General features: G+C 64.6%; 18 protein-coding genes and 2 pseudogenes. 11 read left to right on the top strand and 9 right to left on the bottom strand.

The window, feature by feature from the left end; genetic code table 11:
• Positions 1-246 precede the first annotated feature (246 nt).
• Both MCHLDSM_RS17610 and MCHLDSM_RS17605 read right to left on the bottom strand, forming a co-directional pair.
• Positions 247-1,773, bottom strand: a complete 1,527-nt coding sequence (locus MCHLDSM_RS17610) for a multicopper oxidase family protein (RefSeq protein WP_053083022.1) — start codon at positions 1,771-1,773, stop codon at positions 247-249.
• The gene (locus MCHLDSM_RS17605) at positions 1,766-1,996 is read right to left on the bottom strand and encodes a hypothetical protein (protein ID WP_131722652.1); all 231 of its coding nucleotides are present in this window, start codon (positions 1,994-1,996) and stop codon (positions 1,766-1,768) included. The genes MCHLDSM_RS17610 and MCHLDSM_RS17605 overlap by 8 nt, the downstream gene beginning before the upstream one ends.
• Positions 1,997-2,108: 112 nt before the next feature.
• On the opposite strand from MCHLDSM_RS17605, the pseudogene MCHLDSM_RS17595 reads away from it, so the two are divergent.
• Both MCHLDSM_RS17595 and MCHLDSM_RS17590 read left to right on the top strand, forming a co-directional pair.
• Positions 2,109-2,849: pseudogene (locus tag MCHLDSM_RS17595) on the top strand (response regulator).
• Positions 2,846-3,985: a sensor histidine kinase gene (locus MCHLDSM_RS17590; RefSeq protein ID WP_048471269.1), complete on the top strand. Its 1,140-nt coding sequence runs from the start codon at positions 2,846-2,848 to the stop codon at positions 3,983-3,985. Before MCHLDSM_RS17595 ends, MCHLDSM_RS17590 begins: the two are co-directional and overlap by 4 nt.
• Before the next feature lie 88 nt (positions 3,986-4,073).
• Here the strand turns inward: MCHLDSM_RS17590 and MCHLDSM_RS17585 are convergent, their stop codons facing one another.
• Both MCHLDSM_RS17585 and ripC read right to left on the bottom strand, forming a co-directional pair.
• Positions 4,074-4,751, bottom strand: coding sequence for a DUF305 domain-containing protein (locus MCHLDSM_RS17585; RefSeq protein WP_048471268.1), 678 nt, complete (start codon positions 4,749-4,751; stop codon positions 4,074-4,076).
• A 155-nt stretch (positions 4,752-4,906) separates the two neighbouring features.
• A complete protein-coding gene (gene ripC / locus MCHLDSM_RS17580; protein ID WP_082168947.1) occupies positions 4,907-6,022 on the bottom strand; it encodes a peptidoglycan hydrolase RipC in 1,116 nt (371 codons plus the stop codon).
• Positions 6,023-6,757: 735 nt separating this feature from the next.
• Here ripC and MCHLDSM_RS17575 point away from each other — a divergent pair.
• Complete coding sequence (locus MCHLDSM_RS17575; protein ID WP_053083021.1) at positions 6,758-7,735, top strand: L,D-transpeptidase; 978 nt, start codon at positions 6,758-6,760, stop codon at positions 7,733-7,735.
• A gap of 550 nt (positions 7,736-8,285) precedes the next feature.
• Here the strand turns inward: MCHLDSM_RS17575 and lgt are convergent.
• Positions 8,286-9,126 (bottom strand): annotated as a pseudogene (gene lgt, locus MCHLDSM_RS17570) (prolipoprotein diacylglyceryl transferase); the annotation flags it as partial.
• Positions 9,127-9,520: 394 nt separating this feature from the next.
• On the opposite strand from lgt, the gene MCHLDSM_RS36215 reads away from it, so the two are divergent.
• The gene (locus MCHLDSM_RS36215) at positions 9,521-10,678 is read left to right on the top strand and encodes an N-acetylmuramoyl-L-alanine amidase (RefSeq protein ID WP_082168953.1); all 1,158 of its coding nucleotides are present in this window, start codon (positions 9,521-9,523) and stop codon (positions 10,676-10,678) included.
• 132 nt (positions 10,679-10,810) lie between these two features.
• On the opposite strand, the gene MCHLDSM_RS40475 is transcribed toward MCHLDSM_RS36215, so the two are convergent.
• The gene (locus tag MCHLDSM_RS40475; RefSeq protein ID WP_412178257.1) at positions 10,811-10,996 is read right to left on the bottom strand and encodes a DUF302 domain-containing protein; all 186 of its coding nucleotides are present in this window, start codon (positions 10,994-10,996) and stop codon (positions 10,811-10,813) included.
• Positions 10,997-11,761: 765 nt separating this feature from the next.
• Between MCHLDSM_RS40475 and MCHLDSM_RS17560 the strand changes: the two genes are divergently transcribed.
• The 5 genes from MCHLDSM_RS17560 (at position 11,762) to MCHLDSM_RS39465 (ending at position 15,883) form a co-directional block, all read left to right on the top strand.
• Positions 11,762-12,508 carry a sulfurtransferase gene (locus MCHLDSM_RS17560; RefSeq protein ID WP_327083155.1) on the top strand — a complete coding sequence of 249 codons (747 nt, stop codon included), beginning with the start codon at positions 11,762-11,764 and terminating at the stop codon, positions 12,506-12,508.
• Positions 12,509-13,960: 1,452 nt separating this feature from the next.
• The gene (locus MCHLDSM_RS38775) at positions 13,961-14,152 is read left to right on the top strand and encodes a hypothetical protein (protein WP_218002891.1); all 192 of its coding nucleotides are present in this window, start codon (positions 13,961-13,963) and stop codon (positions 14,150-14,152) included.
• 204 nt (positions 14,153-14,356) lie between these two features.
• Entirely contained in the window at positions 14,357-15,175 is an 819-nt protein-coding gene (locus tag MCHLDSM_RS39475) for a copper resistance CopC/CopD family protein (RefSeq protein WP_048471265.1), read from the top strand.
• A gap of 58 nt (positions 15,176-15,233) precedes the next feature.
• The gene (locus MCHLDSM_RS39470) at positions 15,234-15,596 is read left to right on the top strand and encodes a hypothetical protein (RefSeq protein WP_234714089.1); all 363 of its coding nucleotides are present in this window, start codon (positions 15,234-15,236) and stop codon (positions 15,594-15,596) included.
• Complete coding sequence (locus MCHLDSM_RS39465; protein WP_060937711.1) at positions 15,593-15,883, top strand: hypothetical protein; 291 nt, start codon at positions 15,593-15,595, stop codon at positions 15,881-15,883. The genes MCHLDSM_RS39470 and MCHLDSM_RS39465 overlap by 4 nt, the downstream gene beginning before the upstream one ends.
• A gap of 251 nt (positions 15,884-16,134) precedes the next feature.
• Here the strand turns inward: MCHLDSM_RS39465 and MCHLDSM_RS17540 are convergent, their stop codons facing one another.
• The 3 genes from MCHLDSM_RS17540 to MCHLDSM_RS17530 form a co-directional block, all read right to left on the bottom strand.
• On the bottom strand, positions 16,135-16,338 hold the full coding sequence (locus MCHLDSM_RS17540; RefSeq protein WP_048471262.1) for a hypothetical protein: 204 nt from the start codon (positions 16,336-16,338) through the stop codon (positions 16,135-16,137).
• Positions 16,339-16,443: 105 nt separating this feature from the next.
• On the bottom strand, positions 16,444-16,755 hold the full coding sequence (locus MCHLDSM_RS17535) for a DUF1707 SHOCT-like domain-containing protein (protein ID WP_053083020.1): 312 nt from the start codon (positions 16,753-16,755) through the stop codon (positions 16,444-16,446).
• Positions 16,756-16,941: 186 nt separating this feature from the next.
• Positions 16,942-17,631: a hypothetical protein gene (locus tag MCHLDSM_RS17530; RefSeq protein ID WP_234714088.1), complete on the bottom strand. Its 690-nt coding sequence runs from the start codon at positions 17,629-17,631 to the stop codon at positions 16,942-16,944.
• A 260-nt stretch (positions 17,632-17,891) separates the two neighbouring features.
• On the opposite strand from MCHLDSM_RS17530, the gene MCHLDSM_RS17525 reads away from it, so the two are divergent.
• Positions 17,892-18,485 carry a TlpA family protein disulfide reductase gene (locus MCHLDSM_RS17525; RefSeq protein ID WP_048471260.1) on the top strand — a complete coding sequence of 198 codons (594 nt, stop codon included), beginning with the start codon at positions 17,892-17,894 and terminating at the stop codon, positions 18,483-18,485.
• Positions 18,482-19,285 carry a cytochrome c biogenesis CcdA family protein gene (locus MCHLDSM_RS17520; RefSeq protein WP_048471259.1) on the top strand — a complete coding sequence of 268 codons (804 nt, stop codon included), beginning with the start codon at positions 18,482-18,484 and terminating at the stop codon, positions 19,283-19,285. Before MCHLDSM_RS17525 ends, MCHLDSM_RS17520 begins: the two co-directional genes overlap by 4 nt.
• The last annotated feature ends 41 nt before the right edge of the window (positions 19,286-19,326 follow it).

Raw genomic sequence — 19,326 nt, 5'->3', positions numbered from 1 at the left:
ATCGGCGCCGGAGGCCCGGGTTCGCATGCGGAGTCGCTTTCCACACAGAGCAGCGTGCCGGCGACGAACAGGCACCTTCGGACGTCAATGGACAGTAGCGCGACGCCCGACGTCAACACCGCAGTCCCGCGGAATGCAATGACATAGAGCCCTCTCGCCTTTCGTTGTGGTGTTGCCCAAGTCCACTATATCTACTACTCAGGATAGTAAATTACTCCTCGCGAAGAGGACGCTTTGCTGTCGCTGTCAGCCGGTGTAGTCGACCCGAGTCATCATGCCAGCGTCCTGGTGATAGGTGTTGTGACAGTGCATCATCCACCGACCGGGATTGTCGGCGACAAACGCCACGCGAAGGCGCTGCCCGGGGAGCACGATCACGGTGTCCTTTCGCGCGCCGGGTACACCGTCGGCGGTGAGCACCTCGAACGTGTGGCCATGCAAATGCATGGGGTGCCACATCGTCGAGGTGTTATTGAATGCCATCTCCACGCGCTGACCCGAACGCACCTGGAGGGGTGCGGATCGCGAGTACGGCGCTCCATTGATCGTCCACTCATAGGGCGTCATCGATCCGGCAAGGTCCACCGGAAATCGGACGTCGGCGACCGCAGGTGTCAGCGCAGCAGCAGGGGTGGCGTGCAGATCAGCCACAGTGCCGACGCGGCCCTCCAATTCAGGCGGCGCCATGTCAACTGGGGGGGGTTCCCCCGCCCCGGTGACGAGCAGGGCGCGCGCCGCGGCGTTCTTCCCCTCGGCGACGGCGACCAGCGCAAAGACCCCGTCACCGGCGGTCACCCACACGTCGTATCGCTCGCCCATCCCGATCAACACCGCATCCACCTCCGTAGGCACCACAGGGAAGCCGTCGGTGTGAGTTACGGTCAGACGGTGCCCTCCCACCGCGACACGGAACGCGGTGTCAGATGCCGCGTTGATGATCCGCATCCTGATCCGCTGACCAGGTTTTGCCCGAAACGTACTGGGCGCCGGCGGTATTCGCCCGTTGATGAGGTAGTAGGGGTAGGAAACGTCACCGGCGTCACCGCCCAACAGCGCGCTCTTGCCCGTCCCTCCGACACCGGCCACGGTCCCGGTACGCATGCCAGGCATACCGGGCATATCGTCTCCGCCCGCCATGTCGTGACCTGCTGTCGACATGTTGCGTAAGCCGTCGAAGATCTGCTCCGGACTGGATCCGACACCATCGGTCCAGTCATCGAGCACCACTATCCATTCGACGTCATAGTCTCCTGGGTCCTGTGGATCGTCAACAATGACGGGAAAGTACAACCCTGTGTCAGCATCCAGGCCGGTATGCGGATGGGCCCAATAGGTGCCCGAATGCGGAACCGAGAATCGGTAAGTGAAGTCGCCGCCAGCGGGGATGTCCGGTGTCGCTGGCGCCGCGCCGTCCATGTCGTTACGCATCGCGATGCCGTGCCAATGCACTGATGTCATGTGCGGCAGCCGGTTTCGCACCATGACCGCGATCTCATCGCCGACCGACGCCCGCAGAACCGGTCCGGGCACCGTGCCGTTGTAGGTGAGCGAACTAGCAATACTGCCACCGAGATCTACCCGCGTCCGGTCGGCGGTCAACGTCGCCGAGACCGTGCGCCCGCTGTGCGGACGCCGCGCCTCGACCACACCGATCTCGTCGGCACCGTCGACTCTGCTGGCATCGGTGTTGCACGCAACCAGGGTCACCCCGGCTGCCGCGGTCGCCGTCGTCGCGAGGAAAGCCCGCCGGGACACGCCGCGACCTTCAGGCACGGTGCTGACTCTTCGTTCGCGACTGCGACAACTTCGCCGCGGCGTCGTCGGTCACCGTCCCTACCGGATTGCGCTGCGGAGGTAGCGCCGCGCCGCGCGCAAACAGCGCCCCGATGATCAGGACAACCAGCATCCAGCACCCGGCGAGCACCCCGAGCAAGAGTAGCCATCCGTGCCAGTCGACACCCATCACCGCGTGCGTCAAATGCTCCGCCGTCGTCACCACGCTCACGGTATTTACCGTGTACGCCGTACTGAACGAATACGTGTTAGTCGTGTAAAGATTTACTCAAGACCGCCGCCGCGCGCGGCGCGCGTGGCCGCGCCCCGGCACCATGAACGGCATGACATACACGTCAGCGCGCTCGACGGGTTTGCGCGCCTTGGTCGTCGACGATGAAATGGCCCTTGCAGAGATAGTGGCCAGCTACCTCGTCCGAGAACACTTCGACACACGGGTCGCCCACGATGGAGCCGCCGCTGTAGCAATCGCCCGCGACCACGACCCTGACGTAGTGGTGCTGGACTTGGACCTGCCCGGAATGGACGGATTGTAAGTGTGCCGTCAGCTGCGCACATTCTCCGACGCCTACGTGGTGATGTTGACCGCCCGCGGTAATGAGTTGGACACCATCGTCGGACTCAGCGTCGGCGCCGACGACTACGTGACCAAACCCTTCAGTTCGGGCGAGTTGGTCGCCCGGATCCGAGCGATGCTGCGGCGACCACGGGCGGCGCCGGCGGCGGCCACCGCGACCCCCGACAGGCCGGCGCCGCTCACCTTCGGACCGCTGCGCATCGACCTGGCGGCCCGCGAGGTGTTCATGGGCGAGGAGGCGGTTGCCCTAACTCGTACCGAATTCGACCTGCTGGCAGCCCTCTCGGCGCGGCCGGGCACGGTGCTGAGCCGCCGTCAGTTGCTCGAGACCGTGCGCGAGGGCCTTTGGGTGGGCAACGAGCACCTCGTCGACGTCCACGTCGGACACGTTCGCCGCAAACTGGGCGACGATGCCGCTGCCCCACGCTTCATCGTCACTGTGCGAGGCGTGGGGTATCGAATGGGCAGCCCGCAATGATCGCCGCTCGGTGGCGCCGCCGCCCCGGCCTGGGCATGCGGTTGCTCATCGCTCAGACGACGGTCCTGCTCGCTGGGGCCGTCACCACGTGGGTGGTCGCCACCATTGTCGGACCACCACTGTTCCGCGAGCATCTGCACCGTGCCGGCGTGCCGGGGGGCTCGGCCGAGCAACTGCACGCCGAAGAGGCTTACCTGTACGCGACAGTCTTCTCCGTGGGCGGCGCCGTGGCCGTATCGGCCGTCACCGCGTTCGCCATGACGCTGTACGTGAGCCGCCGCCTGCAGCGCTCGGTCACCGAAGTGGCCGGCGCCGCCAGCGCCGTGTCGGAAGGACGGTACGACGTCCGCGTAACCCCGCAGAACCTCGGCGCGGACTTCGACGCGCTGTCAGGGGCATTCAATCGAATGGCCGCTCAGCTCGGAGCCATCGACACAACTCGCCGACAGCTCTTTGGCGATCTCGCTCATGAAATCCGCACGCCGGCGGCCGTGCTCGAGGCCTGCCTTGAAGCCGTCGAGGACGGCGTTCGGTCGCTGACTCCCGACACTATCGGGATTCTGCGCGATCAGACCCGCCGGCTTGTGCGTTTCGCCGCGGACTTGGGCGCCTTGGCAAGGGCCGAGGAGAGTGCTGCCACGATGTCCTTCACCGATGTCGACGTGGCTGAGGTGATATCTCGCACGGTCGCGGCGGTCACCGACCGCTATCAGGCCAAAGGCGTGTCGCTGTCGACACGCCTAGCGGCCGTTCGCCACGACGTGTGGGGGGACCCCCAGCGCCTCACCCAGGTGCTGGTCAATATTTTGGACAACGCGCTGCGCCATGCCTCCGAGGGCGGCACGGTGGACGTGGTCACGGACGCCGAGGGGCCAACCCTAGTCATTCTCGTTACCGACGACGGTGACGGCATCGCTGACGCGCATCTGCCGCATGTCTTCGAACGCCTCTACCGCGCCGACACAGCTCGTGACCGAGACCACGGCGGTTCGGGCCTAGGGCTGGCCATCGCCAAGGCGCTGGTCGACGCGCACGGCGGTCATATCGGCGCCGCCAGCGGGGGCCCCGGTACAGGCACGACCATAACCATTGGGCTACCGCTGCAGCTCGGCGCTAAGCAAACACTTCCGCGTTGAATCATTCGGGTTGATTCATCCGCGGCCGCCGGTGACTGGTCGAATATGGTTGGGGCCCGCGCATGCGACGGCTGCCCTTGCCCGAGCCTTACCCCGCGGACAGCATCGCATTCATAGCGTCGATCTCCTGCTGCTGGGACGTGATGATTGACTGCGCCATCTCCACGGCCGCCGGGAACTGGCCGCTGTCCACCTCGGTTTGGGCCATGGCGATCGCTCCCTTGTGATGCTCGATCATCTGAGTAAGGAACAGCTTGCTCGCTGCTGCGCCCTGGGCATCCTCCAACGCCGCCATGTCCTGCGCGGACATCATCCCCCCACCCCCCATGTCGCCCATGTCGTGACCGGGCATCCCGGACATGGGCGGCATCCCCGGCATGTTCGACATCCCCGGCGACGACGTCATCGAGACACCCCAGTCGGTTAGCCAGCCCTTCATCTTGTCGATTTCGGGGCCCTGGGCCGCTTTGATCTGTTCGGCCAGCGTCACCACCTGAGGGTCGACGCCCTGCTTGCTCAATAGAATGTCGCTCATTTCGATCGCTTGCTGGTGGTGCGGGATCATGCCCTGCGCGAATGCCACGTCGGCCTCGTTGTGCGCCTGCGCCGGCTGGGTCACCGCCGTCGAAGGCGCCGCGGCACTCGTAGTCTGCGGCGCGCTCATCGAGGACATGTCATGACCCGCTGAGGTGTTGCTACACGCACTCACCGTCAGCGCGCCCGCCATGGCGGCGACTACTAAACCAAGCTTTGGGCCGTTGACCATGACGTTCCTTCATCTTCCTACTCGAGTCGCCTTGGACGGCGATCATGACGCGCGCTAACGGTTTCGAACACTAGCCTGGCTGCACTCTCTAAGGGTCGCGGCGACGTTCGGTGAAGAAACGATAAAGACCTGTCGACCCGGCCGACGCGACTCGGCTAGTACCGGCGGGCGTTGTGAAACGGCGAGGACGAGATTGGTGCCACTTTGACGGGCACTCCGAAGGTCGAGGCGTGAACCATCATGCCGTCGCCGATGTAAATTCCAGCATGGGAGACATCGGAATAGAAGGTGACGATGTCGCCCGGCTGCAAGTCAGCTTGCCCGATCGGTTGCCCTCCCTCGGCCAGCGCCTGACTCGAGCGCGGTAACTTGCGGCCCGTCTGCAGGAACGCCCATTGAATCAATCCAGAGCAGTCGAATGCGTCGGGGCCAGTTGCGCCCCAAGAATACGGTTTGCCGATCTGGGTGAGGGCGGCCTGTACGACGACATCATTCCGTCCGCCCGGCCCCTCGGTGGGCGCGGGCGCGTCTTGCACCGCCGACGGCGGCGGGGCGGCGATGACGCTCGGGTCTGCATTTGGGGCGGGATCTTGCGCCGGCGGCGGTCCAGGGTCGGCTAGGACGGCGCGCTGCTGCGGGGTTAGCGCCGCGTACTGCGCCTTCACCGCGTCGATCTGCCACATCAGGTCGCTCTGCTGCGCCTGCAGCTCGGCGCGGACCCTGGCGGCCTGCTCCGCTGCGCTACGGGAGGCCGCAGCCGAGTCGGTCGACGCACGCGCGGCCACGTCGGCCTGTTGGCGGGCCCGCCGAAAATCCTGCAGGCGCCTTGCCGTCTCGGTAGAGACCACTCGCTGGACCGCCAATTGGTCTATCACCTGTTGAGGGGAGTCCGCGATCAATACCGCCGACAAATCGTCCGTCCGCCCGCCCATGTACAGCGCAGCGGCGACTTCGTCGACAGTGCCCTGGTACCGATTCAGCTCTGAACTGGCCGCCTCCAACGCCGCCTTGTCGGCTTCCGCGCGAGCCGAGGCAGTACGTTGCTGTGACAGTTTGGCGTCGAGGTCCAGTTGGGCCGAATTTATTGCCTCTGTGGTCCGTTCGGCGTTTCGGGACAGTTCGTTGAGCCTGGCCAAGGCGTCCGAAGCGGGGTCTGCGTTGCCCGTGCCCGGCAACAGCGCGACTAACAGGCTCAGCGACGCGACGATGCGCAGGCCGCGCCGGAAGCGTGTGCGGGGCAATAGCCGGGCAGCAGCGCGTTCGAGGGTCAAATCAGCAAGTCCTTAGGTGTCGCGGAACAACACGCGGTATCTACTACGTAGATCGCAACTAGGTTACGAAAAGGCAACGGCGTTGTCCATGTGCCGGCCAGACAACGCCACTACGAACAGTCAGGCGTCCAGTCTCGGCGCCCGCCGCGGTTGAATGATGACGCCGATCGATACCCGAGCGTGCGGCGGTAATAATCCCCTACTGTTGGCAAATCCGCCCCGTGACCGGCCCGGCACCCCGCATCGAGAAAGGTGACCGCACCTATTGCGCCGTCGCCGGTAACTGAGTATCCACCGACGGCGCGATCGGTCGCCCACGACTGCGATCCGCGGAGACGTCTTTCTCGAATCGGATGGCGACCGATTGTCCGATACCCGCCGACGAAGAGGCTCCCGTTGGACACCGAAAGTATCGTCAGCTTGTACAGCTGCCCCAAAGGCAGTCCCGCGGACGCGGACCGGTACTTGGACAGGCCGAAGCGTGGGTACATAGTCGGAGAGGTGAACACGGTTGGCGACACCCTCGCAGGAGACGACGGCCTCAGCGACTCCAATGTCCCCTGAAAATCAGCTGGCTGCAAACATCCCGCGTGTTGCCCAGGTAGTCCGGCGACCTCACGACTGGATCACTGGGAAGATCTACGTATTATATACGTAGGGTCGTCTGATGGTTGCCCTGCGCAATGCTCACCGTTTGATCATTTTATGGCGCCCGCACAACGACAGGAGAACACCATGGCCCGTCACGCCGCTGCGAGGGCCGTACGCACTGTGGTCGCCGGCATTGTGGTTGCTGCCGCACTGCTTTGGGCTGCAGGCGCCAACGCCGAGCCGGTTCAATCGGATCAGCCTGGCCCGGTCACCCCCACGTGGAGCGGCGATCCATTGTCGGACGCGATCGACCCCACCGATCCGGCGGTGATGGGCCCCTCCAAGTCTACGGCTGATCCTGAACTAGTCACCTCCGGCATCCCCGACGGGCAGAACCCCACTCCCTACACCGGCCCGCCGGTGTTCGCGCCGCCCTCGTTCAATCCGGTCAACGGCTCGATGGTCGGTGTGGCGAAGCCGATCGCCATCACCTTCCAGCGTCCAATCGCCAATCGCTCCATGGCCGAGCAGGCCATTCACATCTCGTCGAACCCGCCTGTTCCCGGAAAGTTCTACTGGATATCTGATACCGAAGTTCGCTGGCGCCCTATCAACTTCTGGCCGGCGAACACGACGGTCTCCATCGACGCCTCGGGGACAAAATCCAGTTTCAGCACCGGCGAGGCCCTTGTAGCCTCCATCGACGACGCCACCCACCAGATGACCATAACCAGAAACGGGGTTATCGAGAAAACTTTCCCGGTTTCGCTAGGCAAACCTAAGTATGAGACCAAGAACGGCACCTACTACGTTCTCGAGAAGTTCGCCGACATAGTCATGGACTCCTCTACCTACGGCGTCCCGATCGACTCTCCCGAGGGATACAAGCTCAACGTCCAAGACGCCGTCCGTATCGATAACAGCGGCATTTTCGTCCACGGCGCCCCTTGGTCAGTGGCCGACCAAGGCAAGCGCAACGTCAGCCACGGCTGCATCAACCTCAGTCCGGCGAACGCCCAATGGTTCTATGACAACTTCGGTAGCGGTGACGCCGTCATCGTCAAGAACACGACCGGCGGCGTCTACATCCAACCCGATGGCGCTCAGGACTGGCAGCTTTGAGCGGCACGATTGAGCCGACCATCGCCGCCGATGCCCGTCGTTCGCCCCTCAGAGTTCATCACATGGCGGGTCCACATGCGGATGGCTGACCTGCCAATCCGGGGTCGTGACCCAAAGTAGAGTAATAGCAACGAATTGTCCCCCGGGCAAGTAGGATTATTCGGGAGCGGAATGACCGGGACGATCCTGCGACGGGTTCCTACCCGCCGAGAACGCGCAGCTTGAATCGAGGGTCGTGAACGACAATCATCCCATCTCCTAGCGACGATGGTCTTACGCCTTGCGGCCCCTCCGAGTCTCCTGAGTCCATGCCGAGCTCCGGTGCCAACAACGTTTGAAGGCGGTTCGTGCCGCGCGGACTGCGGTCACTCGCTGCCGCGGCGAATTCCAGTGGCGCTATCTTCGTCACGTTCGACGTCATCGCCGCCGCGATTCCTGACGTGGTGATCAAGTGTCGTCGCATCCAAGCCTGTGCCGGATCCGGACCGATCTGCAGTGCCGTTGCCTTCGATGGCATTCTTTCGGCGATCCGGGTTACTGCCTGATCCACTGCTTGCGAGGTCTTCTCGCCCCCTAGGAGCCCGCACGAAGTAAATCAGCGCGCCGATGAACAACAACGCGGAGGTGAACAAGTTGATTCTCATGCCGGCAATGTGGGTCGCCGCGTCGGTGCGCATCAATTCGATAAAGAATCGGCCGAGGCAGTAGCCCGCAACATAGAGCGCAAACAGTCGTCCGTGGCCAACTTTGAATCGCCGGTCAATGGATACTAGTGCAATGAAAACTATTACATTCCAGAGCACTTCGTATAGAAACGTGGGGTGAACGATCTGGGCGAGCTGACCCGTCGACACGCCGTCGACCGAATGTACATCGACAACGCCAGAGCGGTCTCGGCGGTAATAGATCTCCAGACCCCACGGCAGGTTCGTGGCGCTCCCGTACAGCTCCTGATTGAAGTAATTGCCTATGCGGCCAATCGCCTGTGCGAGCATGATGCCCGGCGCTGTCGCGTCGCCGAAGGCGGGCAGCGGAATGCCACGTCGCCGGCAACCGATCCATGCGCCCACACCACCGAGCGCTACCGCGCCCCAGATGCCCAGGCCGCCATTCCATATTCTGAGAGCCGCGGCTAGGCCGAGGCCGCTATCACCGAAGTAGGTTCGCCAATCGGTGACTACGTGGTATAGCCGGCCACCGATCACGCCGAACGGCACAGCCCACAGCGCGATGTCATAGACAACGCCAGGTTCGCCGCCGCGGGCGATCCAGCGCCTGTTCCCAATGAGGAGAGCGACGACGATCCCCGCGATGATGAACATCGCGTAGGCCCGTACCGGCAGCAAACCCAAGTGCCATACCCCCTGTGGGGGGCTTGGAAAAGATGCCATCAGAACCTTCACAACAACCTCTCCCTCTGCACTCCGCGATGGGCTCCTCAACGCTAACCATGCTGAAGCCCAACAACTCCACACCCAATCGCCCGCGGTGGAGCGACTAAGGCTCGCTTTGCGTGCCCACAGCGCCTCAGAACGGCTCCTCCCATCTACTGAGTAGTAACGTACTCCACGAGCCAAGTGCCAGCGCCGCGCCCGGCCAGGGCAACATCCCGCCAAGAAGATAGACCACCACTACCTATGTAGCTAAGCCAGAGACGCCACTTCGCGGGTGACCACGACGGCGCGGCGCGGCTGCTGACCGACTGGTGCGGTTTAATCTCAAGCCGTGTGTGATCGGTGCACCTGCGAACGCAGGCGACCCGTTTCGCGGCGCGACGTCCTGCGAATGGCGGCAGCCGCCCCGGCAGTCCTCGGAATAGGAGCCGCACCGTTACTGCTAGCCACACCTCCGGTGCAAGGACAACCACCGCTGTCGGCAGATCCTCGCGCGAACCCGCCGCCCGTTCCGATCATCAGTCGAAGTCAATGGGGTGCCGACGAGTCGATGAGGCGGGCTGCACCGGTGTACGACAACATGATTCGCGCCGCAATCGTTCACCACTCCGCAACGGGCAACAACTATGCGGCGAACGAGTCGGCCGCGATCGTGCGCTCTATCTTCACCTACCACACTCGTACGATGGGTTGGGGTGACGTCGCCTACAACGCGCTTGTCGACCGCCACGGTCAAGTTTTTGAAGGCAGATTCGGCGGGCTGGATAAGCCGGTCGAAGGCTCTCACACGGGCGGGTTCAATAAGGACACCTGGGCGGTATGCCTAATCGGTGACTTCGGTAAAGAAGTGCCGACAGCGGCACAGCTGCGATCGGTCGGACGGTTGCTGGGATGGCGGCTGGCGCTCGCAGGAATCGATCCCAAAGGCACCGCCACGCTGACATCAACCGGGGGCACGTATACCCGGGTCCCGCAGGGCATGACTCGGTCCCTGCCAAGCATCTTCGCCCACCGTGATGTCGGCGACACCGAGTGTCCGGGCAACGCGGCCTACGCCTTTTTAGATCGAATCCGCGATATCGCCGCCCGTTTGAACCAACCGCCAAGCGCAGAAGACCTACAGGAATCACTACGGGGTGGGGCGATATACGCGCAATGGCAAGCATTGGGCGGTGCAGATGGTGTGTTGGGTACGGCGAGATCGCCGGAAGCGCCCGGTGTGGGCCAGGCGCGCTACGTCATCTTCGCTCACGGAGCAATCTACTGGTCACAAGCTACCGGCGCCCACCCGATAACCGGACCAATATATGACGCTTGGGCGACGTTGGGCTACGAGCGCAGCCCGCTCGGCCTGCCTACCAGCGGCCAGCTTCATGAGCCGCAATGGATTGTGCAGAACTTTCAGCACGGCACATTGAACGTGGACCGACAAAACGCTGTGGTCTCCCTCGTGACCGACGGACGACCCCGCGTCTTACCACCCCCACCACCCGAGGGACCACCCGTCCAGCTCGAGCGTTTCTCCCCGGCACGGAACCGAATCGCCTGACCCCGTCCACTGGCCGCCGCCGCGGTGACCTTCGTCTTCGAATCCGCCGAGCCGCACTCGTCGCGGTGGGGAATCGGGGCCGCTATGGACTTCAGAAGCCGATGATCGGGCGAGTGGTCCGCGTCCGCTCAGCTACCCGCGCTCGTGTGGGTCAGCGATTCGATTGCCCTGCGCGACATGGCCGCCGCCTCGTCGGCTCCGGCGCGCAGACGGCTGGTCCGCAACTTGCACCGTCGCCTGCGGATGCAGCGCGTCGACAATGACGGTGCCGTCGGCGGCCGGATCGGTGCGCACCACGACATTGCATGGAAGCAACAGGCCGATCTGGTGATTGACATCGATGGCACGATGGGCTGGCGGTGAATTGCAGCACCCAGCATCACTTAATTCTCAGATCAGTGCCGAGTTCGGAGAACAGAGTCGCCTTGACCTCTACGTCGTTTGGCGATAAAGGCCATCGACTCCGCGTCCGTCTGGCGGGACGATTTCTGGCCTCTTTGCCGAGTCGTTAACGCGAGGCATCGATCAGCAGCCGCACCTTTCTCTCCTGCCGATCTAAAAACCGGCATTATTTCCTGTTGCTGAAGTAGTGGTCGTGAACCTGAAGGCGTCCGCGCGGGCTTGCCGAACGCGCCGAAGCCTCAGCGCGCGTTCCTGTCAAAATGGTCGCCCGGCATGGCGATGCGTGCGCTCTAACGATGACACTCTCGACGCTGCGGTGGTGTTATTAGTACCGTGTACACCCGCGCTGGCCGCGCCCCGCTGGCCGGCGGGGTTGGCGCGGTCTCATCGTCATATGCCTAGGCCAAGACACCCTCTGGGCGATCGGCATGCCATCCGCCCGACACCGAGCGGTTCAGCTCGCGCACCCTAAGTGTGGCGGCATTCGCGACGTCTCGCCGGTTGCACCGCCGCACGCTTGGCCCGCCGGAACATCCGGCAGTGAGGCGCCCGCAACCATCATCTACTATTAGGGTCAGTAGATAATTCGGTGTCGATGTTCGTGGCGGCAACACTCCGCTATCGCAAGGATCACCAGTCACCTAACCGGTTAGGACTACCCGTATGAGTCGCAATGACTTCTTGGTCACCGCCGACTGGGTCGAGCGCAACTTGGACAATCCGAACATCGCGGTCGTCGAGGTAGACGAAGACACCACCGCGTATGAGAGCGGGCACATCGAGGGTGCGGTGAAGCTTGACTGGAGGATCGACCTGCAGGACCCGGTGCGCCGCGACTTCGTCAATCAAGACCAGTTCTCGCAACTCCTCTCCGATCGCGGCATCTCCACCGAAGACACGGTGATCCTCTACGGCGGCAACAACAATTGGTTCGCCGCCTACGCGTACTGGTATTTCAAGCTCTACGGCCACGAGAAGGTCAAGTTGCTCGACGGTGGCCGTAAGAAGTGGGAACTCGACGGCCGCGCGTTTTCCACCGAGATGGTGAGGCGCCCGATCACCGAATACAAGGCCGAGGCACCCGACCACAGCATCCGCGCGTTCCGTGATGAGGTCGTCGCCGCGATCGGGCAGAAGAACCTCGTCGACGTCCGCTCACCGGATGAATTCTCCGGCAAGATTCTCGCGCCCGCTAACCCTGCCGCAGGAGCAGGCACAGCGCGCCGGCCACATCCCTGGCGCGCTCAATGTGCCCTGAGTAGGGCGGCCAACGAAGACGGCACGTTCAAGTCCGACGAGGACCTTAGGGCCATCTACGCGCACGCCGGTCTTGACGGATCCAAGCCGACAATTGCCTACTGCCGCATCGGTGAGCGGTCCTTGCACACTTGGTTTGTCCTACATAAACGCTCGAGCACGCCGACGTGAAGAACTACGACGGCAGCTGGACCAAATACGGGTCGTTAGTCGGCGTTCCCATCGAGCTGGGCGAATAGACTCAGGTCAGGACTCACAAGGCACCCAGGCGCTGCTTGGCCATCACTAACCCTGGCTGCGGCCTGCTCGCAAGCGCGAACAGGCACGGACACCAGTCGATACAGCCATGGTGAGGAGGCGCGCGGCACTGGCCATGCTCAACATCATCGACGCATCTTCGAAGTCACGTCGCGCTGCCGATGTACCGCATCCTTGGGTTCTACTGCAAGCCTGCCGATCTCACAGCCCAGCCCGCCTGGGGCAGTGAAGGGACCGCAGGCGACAAAACTTGATAACGCAGCCCGCACGGGGACTATCGGAGTGGCGAGAACAGCGCCCGTAATCGCGGCCAGCGACACATGGGCACCCAGCCGTCGCACCGTGGTGTCGGGTTCGATGAGTCTGGGGATGCGCGCACACCCCGACGGTGCTGGCGCCCAATGCGGCAGCCGAGATTGGATCGGCACCGGCAAAAGCGGCGATTGCTACCACCAGCGACGCGGCGCGGTGGCGGCGGGCGGAGGTGTCGTCGGCGCACGCTTCCAGCAGTTTCGAAATCTGGCATCGGCGACGCTGAACAATCGGGTCCTACGCAGGCTGGTCTTCAGGGCCCTGGTCTCTGAGAGCAGCAAGTGGTGCCGCCCGGCCAGATGCGTGCGCTCATGGGCCAACACCGCGTCCAGATTGGGGCGCTGCAGGGTGGCGACCGCCCGCGCTGCTCATCACCACGGGGGCTTCCGCCGAGGTAGTACGTCGGTTTCTACGGCGCATCGACGACGAGGCCGTCCACACCGGCGAACTGCGACCGACGATGCGCGCGGACTGCGCGTGCTGACGACTGCGGGCACGCACGCTCATCAGGGAACCGCCATCGCGGTATCCCAGCGGAACCACGAACACCGACAAGACCAACGTCGCCACCACGGGGCCGACCTGCATCCCCAGCCGCTCGGTGCCTGCTGTCCTGCCAGGAGGGGCTGTCGTGTCAGCCGTGTTGAAATTACCGCGACCTCAAATAAAACCAAACTGGTCTGCGGGCGGTAAATGTGGACGCCCTGGTGTCGATCACCACCGATCCGGCGACGCTTATCAAGCCTAGAGAGGCCGACGAAGACTGGCGACCCCGGTGCTGTGCAACCCTGGCCTGGCCGTCTCGCGCCTATGGCGCCGATCTGGGATGATCGGCGATATGCGCGACGGTCACAGTTTCGTGCTGGTCGGCCCGGACGGGACGATTCGATGGCGCGCCGACTACGGGGCGGGCCCCCCAAGTTCATGATGTTCATGCCGACCGACACGGTGCTCGCCGATCTCACGACCGGGCGCGTTCAGTGACCGCACCGGTCGAGGTCACGCTGCTTACCCAAACCTCGTGCGGGCTGTGCGAGCTCTCCAAGGGAGTCCTTGAGCGCCTTAGGCAACGAGTATTCGCTGTCGGTGACCGAGGTCGACCTCGGCACCGAGGTGGGCCGCCACCTTGCCTCCGAGGCGGGCGTGCTGTGCGCGCCCGGGGTTCTGGTCACAGTCGCCCGTTTTCCTGTAGGCGTCTGTCCGAGCGCAAACTCCGGCGGCAGTTGGATCGCCGCCCCGCCGTGAGATGACCACCGGCCTGCGCCGCACCGCGGGGCTGCTCGGCATCGTGGTCGCACTCGCGGTTCTGGGTCTGGGGGTTGCTGGCCCGGCGGCGGCGCATCCGACGCTGCTGTTCACCGAGCCTGTCGCCGATACCGCGGTATCAGTTGCGCCAGAAGCGATCACGTTGATTTCAACGAGTCCGTCTCGATCGGCCCCAATGCGGTTGTGCTGCTCGATGAGAACGGCCGTACCGTGGCGACCAGCCAGGCGACGACATCAGACGGCGCGCAGGTGGTGACCGCTCACCCGGCGGCCCCAGTGCCCCCGGGCAGCTACACTGTGCGCTGGCGGGTCACCGGCACCGATGGCGACCTGGTGGAGGAGGAGTTTCGGTTCGGTGTCGGCTATGCGTTGACCGCCGCCGCGGCAAGTGCCGGCACAGCATCGACGGCCTGGTGGTCGGCTGCGTTGCGGTGGGTGCTGTTCGCCGGGTTCGCGATCGCCGTTGGGGGGCTCATCGCCCAACGATCCATTGCTCAGCGCGCGCCGAGAAGCCGCGGCTGGCGGCGCCGCGGTCACCGGTCATCGGTGCTCTGGCGGCGGCGCTGGCAGCCACTGTGGGCCTGGCCGTCCAAGTCGTCGCAGAGGCCGGGCAGGTTAGCGCTGTGTGGGGCACCGCAACTTGAGGCCGTCGGCGTGGTCGCGGCATTGGCGTTGACGCGTATGCACGCTCAAACCTGGGCGCTGGTGCCGCTGCTGGCGATCGTCGGCGCGGAGGGGTGGCGATCGCATGCCCATAGCGCTGCCGGATGGTGGGGGGCGGTGCTGACCGCGGTACACCTGGCGGCCGCAGCGGTCTGGGTCGGTGCGCTCGTGACGACGACGCTGGCGGTGCTGTCCTGGCGAGACGACGGCGCCGCAGTGCGCTGGGTGCTGCACGGATACATGCGCCTGGCGGCGTGGACCTTCGTCATCGCCCTCGGCACCGGGGTGCTCTCGGCGCTGGTGCTGCTGCCGCTGTCACAGGTGTTCTCCACCACCTAGGGCCGTGCGCTGCTCGTCAAAACCGCTTTGGTCGCCATCGCGGGGCCCGGTGCTGCCGATGGGGACACTTGCCGGCCAGATCGGGGTCGCCGTGGCGGCCAGCGACGGGCAACTGGTGGTGCGACTGCACGCACCGCGGCGGAGCGACTACTACGCCGCCGAACCCGACCGGCGCTACACACTGTCGGGGCGACTCGACAGACCCGGCGGCCTCGACACGGAGCTGGATTTTCGCGGCTGCGGACAGGGCTGTTTCCTGACCGAGACCGCCTGGGCTGACGGAGAAAACGTGCTGAGCCTGGCGGCTGGGGCCGGCGATGCGCGGGGCGCCTCGGTCAGCTTGCTGATGCCGTGGCCCCCCTGCCCGGCGGAACTGACCTCGCCCACGCGGTGGCCGCAACCCGCGCCGCCGGTCAGATGACCGTCTACGAGTCGGTTACCAGCGACTCAACAACCGCCCCCGCCGAGCCTCAACCGCTGAGCCTGTCGGCGGAATTCTTCCTTGCCCAAGAGCCCTTTGCCGACGGCACCGCCCCGCAGGCGGTACGCCTCGCAGGCCGTGGCCCCACCCGGTTGGCTCTCGGCTACCCCGCCGCATCGATCAACGCGGTGCTCACACTCGACATGGCGGGGCGGATCATCCACGAAACCCTCACCGATCCAAGCCATCTGATAACCCGCCGGATCATCTACCTCGACCACGGGTGACCATCACGCACCGGTTTCAGCCCTCGGCCGGCGGGTCTTGTTGTCGGCGTACCTGGTCCGGGGCTCTCAGTATTCGCAGGTCCTCACGCAACTCGGCGATCTCCCGTTTCGGGACGCCGCCCCTTCGCTGTCATGGCGGCTCGCGCCTGCGGGCATCCCGCAATGACGGCGGCCAGGCATCATCGGCCGAACGCACAAAAGATAGGTGAGCCCGATCGCCGCAACGGCGACCAGAGCCGCCGTCCACGTGCTCACGGCCGCGGGGGTTGGGGTGTGTCCGCGGCCCGAGCAGCCTTGAGCGCCTCGATCTCGGCGCGAAGGGCGTCGACCCCAGTGCGATCACCAGGATCGCCGTGCGCCTGGTTGGCGGACGGCTTATTCTGGCCGCGCATCATCATGAACATGATCAACCCCATGCCGACCGGGCAGGCCAGTAGGGCCACGGCGTAGAGCAACGGAGACTTCGCAACTCCTCAACTTGTGGCGATCATCCGAGGATCGCCCGCCACCCGTGGTTTACGTACTTAGTAAAAATTCTATTGCGGGCTCTGCCTGCTGAATCACCAGCGACAACCCATGCCGCCGACCAGCGGCCCGGCATTCGCCACAGCCGAGAGACCGAGAAGCGCCACCACAACTGCAATCGAGACCAGCACGATCCACACTCTGCGCGGGATCGGCGCGTCTGCACGCGGATTCGTATCCGGCGGGAGATCTGCCGAAAGTGCGGCGAGTTCGCCCATCATGTGTGCCTGGTAGGCGGCGCGGGCCCGCTCGGAGAACTCGTCTATGCTCAACCGGCCCGCCGCAGCATGACGCTGCAGTTCGGTCACCAGCCGCTCACGATCGACATCGGCGGCACGGACGTCCACTGCCTGCCTCATCAGAACCTCCCGACTGCGTGATCGAACATCGCACCTACGAATCTACTCGGTGGACGCGGGCTTCGATGTAGAGCAAGGCCGCACAGCCGTCGGGGGAATCAATGTTGTCACCCTATGAGACAAGGTCCACCCCGACTGCTTCGACGCGCCTTGACCCCACCGATTCGAGGACTCCTAATCACCCTCGGGGAAGTCATATTTCGATGGAATCGTCTCACCGGGTTGCGGGGCGCCGTAGATCACCGCGATCTCGAAACGAGAGCCCAGCATGATGGCCGCCGGGTTTCCGGTCTGCGGTGTGCCGTTGACGAACACGCGCACCACCTTGCCGTCCGCGGCGCGCAGCGCCCCGATGTTGTTCACAGACAAGCTCACCTGCCATTCGCTGAAGACCTCGCCCAGGCTGAACTTCCTTTTCACCGGTGACTCGACGTGAATGACGCCGCTGTCGTCATGGGTGTGCAGCGGGCTCATTCTGCCGCGCCTGCTATCGACGCCCAAATTGGCCGGCACCGGCACGGGCTTGCCATCAACCAATACGTCGAGGTGGGTGTGAATATGCTCCACGGAGCCTTCACTGCCCAGCATCGGCAATCCGGCTGCGGCCACCGCGGCTTTCGCATCTGCGGGCGCCGGCCATGGCGGCATGTTCTCCGCACCCTTCGCGATGGTCGCCGGCGGGCTCTGCAAGCTAGCCGATTCCGCGTCCGACGTGCGCGGCCCAGGCGACTTCATGATTGTGATGATCAACATCACCATGATGGGAGCTGCGGCCACCACCCCGGCGGCCAGCCACAGCCAGCCGCTGCGCCGCCTCGACTGCGCTCGCGCGATCGCCTTGCGGCCTTTACGCGACGACTTCACCGCCGGACCTGGGCTTTCCCTCGCCGCCGAGATCACACTCCATTCTCTGCCACCACACGTGACCTACCTATCTACTGCATGGAATAGTATATTCTTACGGCCACACCGAGCCGCGCCCTGGCATTTGGCGCATTGCTGACACTCAGGCATTGGCTCCGTCTATTGTGGACGGGCCGCGCGCGTCGGGCTTGACGCGTTGCCCTACGCTCTACGTACACCGACAGTAGACGGTTGCATGTCTATCACCAGCGGAGATCTCAATGCCGAACCGCGTGCGGGCACGCGCGTTGTGCGCCGCCCTTCTCGCCGCACTCGTCGTGGCCGGGTGCAGCACCGGGCGCGATGCCGTCGCGCAGGGCGGCACCTTCGAATTCGTATCACCAGGCGGCAAGACAGACCTCTTATACGATCCGCCCGAGACGCGGGGCAGCATCGGCGACCTTGAGGGCCCGGCGCTGCTGGAGGATCGAACAATCCATCTGTCCGACTTCGACGGCAAGGTTGTCGTGATCAACATCTGGGGATCCTGGTGCGCGCCCTGTCGCACCGAAACACCGGAGCTGGAGAAGGTCTTCGAGGAAACCGAACCCCTCGGTGTCGCATTCCTTGGCATCGACGTGCGCGACGACCGCGCGGCGGCCAGAGACTTCGTCACCGACCGCAAGGTCCGCTACCCCTCGATCTTCGACCCCCCGATGCGCAGCCTGATCGCCTTGGGCAAGAGCTACCCCACCAGCGTCGTACCCACCACGTTGGTGCTCGACCGCAAACACAGGGTAGCGGCCGTCTTCCTGCGAGCCCTGCTGGCCGAGGATTTGCGGCCCGTCGTGCGCCGGATTGCGGCTGAGCCGTGACCGGCCACGCGCAGGGCATCGGCGACGCATTCGCCGCGGCCGCAGCATCCGGGCCGCTGGTGCTCGGACTCGGCGCCGCCGCGCTGGCAGGTGCCGTCTCGTTCGCCTCACCGTGCTGCGTCCCGTTGGTGCCCGGATATCTGTCCTACCTCGCCGGCGCCGCCCGCGCCGACGGCGCGGGCGGCTCATCAGATGCGCCGCCGCAGACACGAGATTTGTGGCGGCTGGCCGGCGCCGCCCTGCTATTTGTCGCAGGGTTCACGGTGGTGTTTGTCGCGGCGACGGCGTCGGTGTTCGGCTTGATCGGCGCGCTGGCGCTCAACCGCGATCTACTCCAGCAGATCGGCGGCGTGCTCACCATCGTCATGGGGCTCGTCTTCATCGGATTCATCCCGATGCTGCAGCGCGACATACGGTTTCACCCCCGCCGCATCACAGGCATCGTCGGTGCGCCAGTGCTCGGCGCGACGTTCGGACTCGGATGGACCCCCTGTTTGGGACCGACGCTGGCCGGGGTGCTGTCCGTTGCCGCCGGCACCCAAGGCGTCACCGCGGCCCGCGGTGTGCTGCTCATCGTCGCATACTGTCTCGGGCTGGGCGTGCCCTTTATCCTGCTGGCGCTGGGAACCAGCGCGATGGCGCGATGGTTGGGATGGCTGCGCCGCAACACCCGCCGGATACAGATCGCCGGCGGCATCATGTTGATAGCAGTAGGTATGGCCCTGGTCACCGGAGCGTGGGCCGATTTTGTCGGGCTGATTCGCGACCAATTCGTGACGACCACCGTCCTGCCGATATGAGCGCTGTCCCCCGACGAGCCGCGGGCTATCCGAACCGGATC

Source organism: Mycolicibacterium chlorophenolicum, from assembly GCF_001044235.1.
In the GTDB taxonomy this organism is placed as follows: domain Bacteria; phylum Actinomycetota; class Actinomycetes; order Mycobacteriales; family Mycobacteriaceae; genus Mycobacterium; species Mycobacterium chlorophenolicum.
Note: the sequence above shows the minus strand (reverse complement) of the source record. Positions and strands in the feature narration are given on the sequence as shown.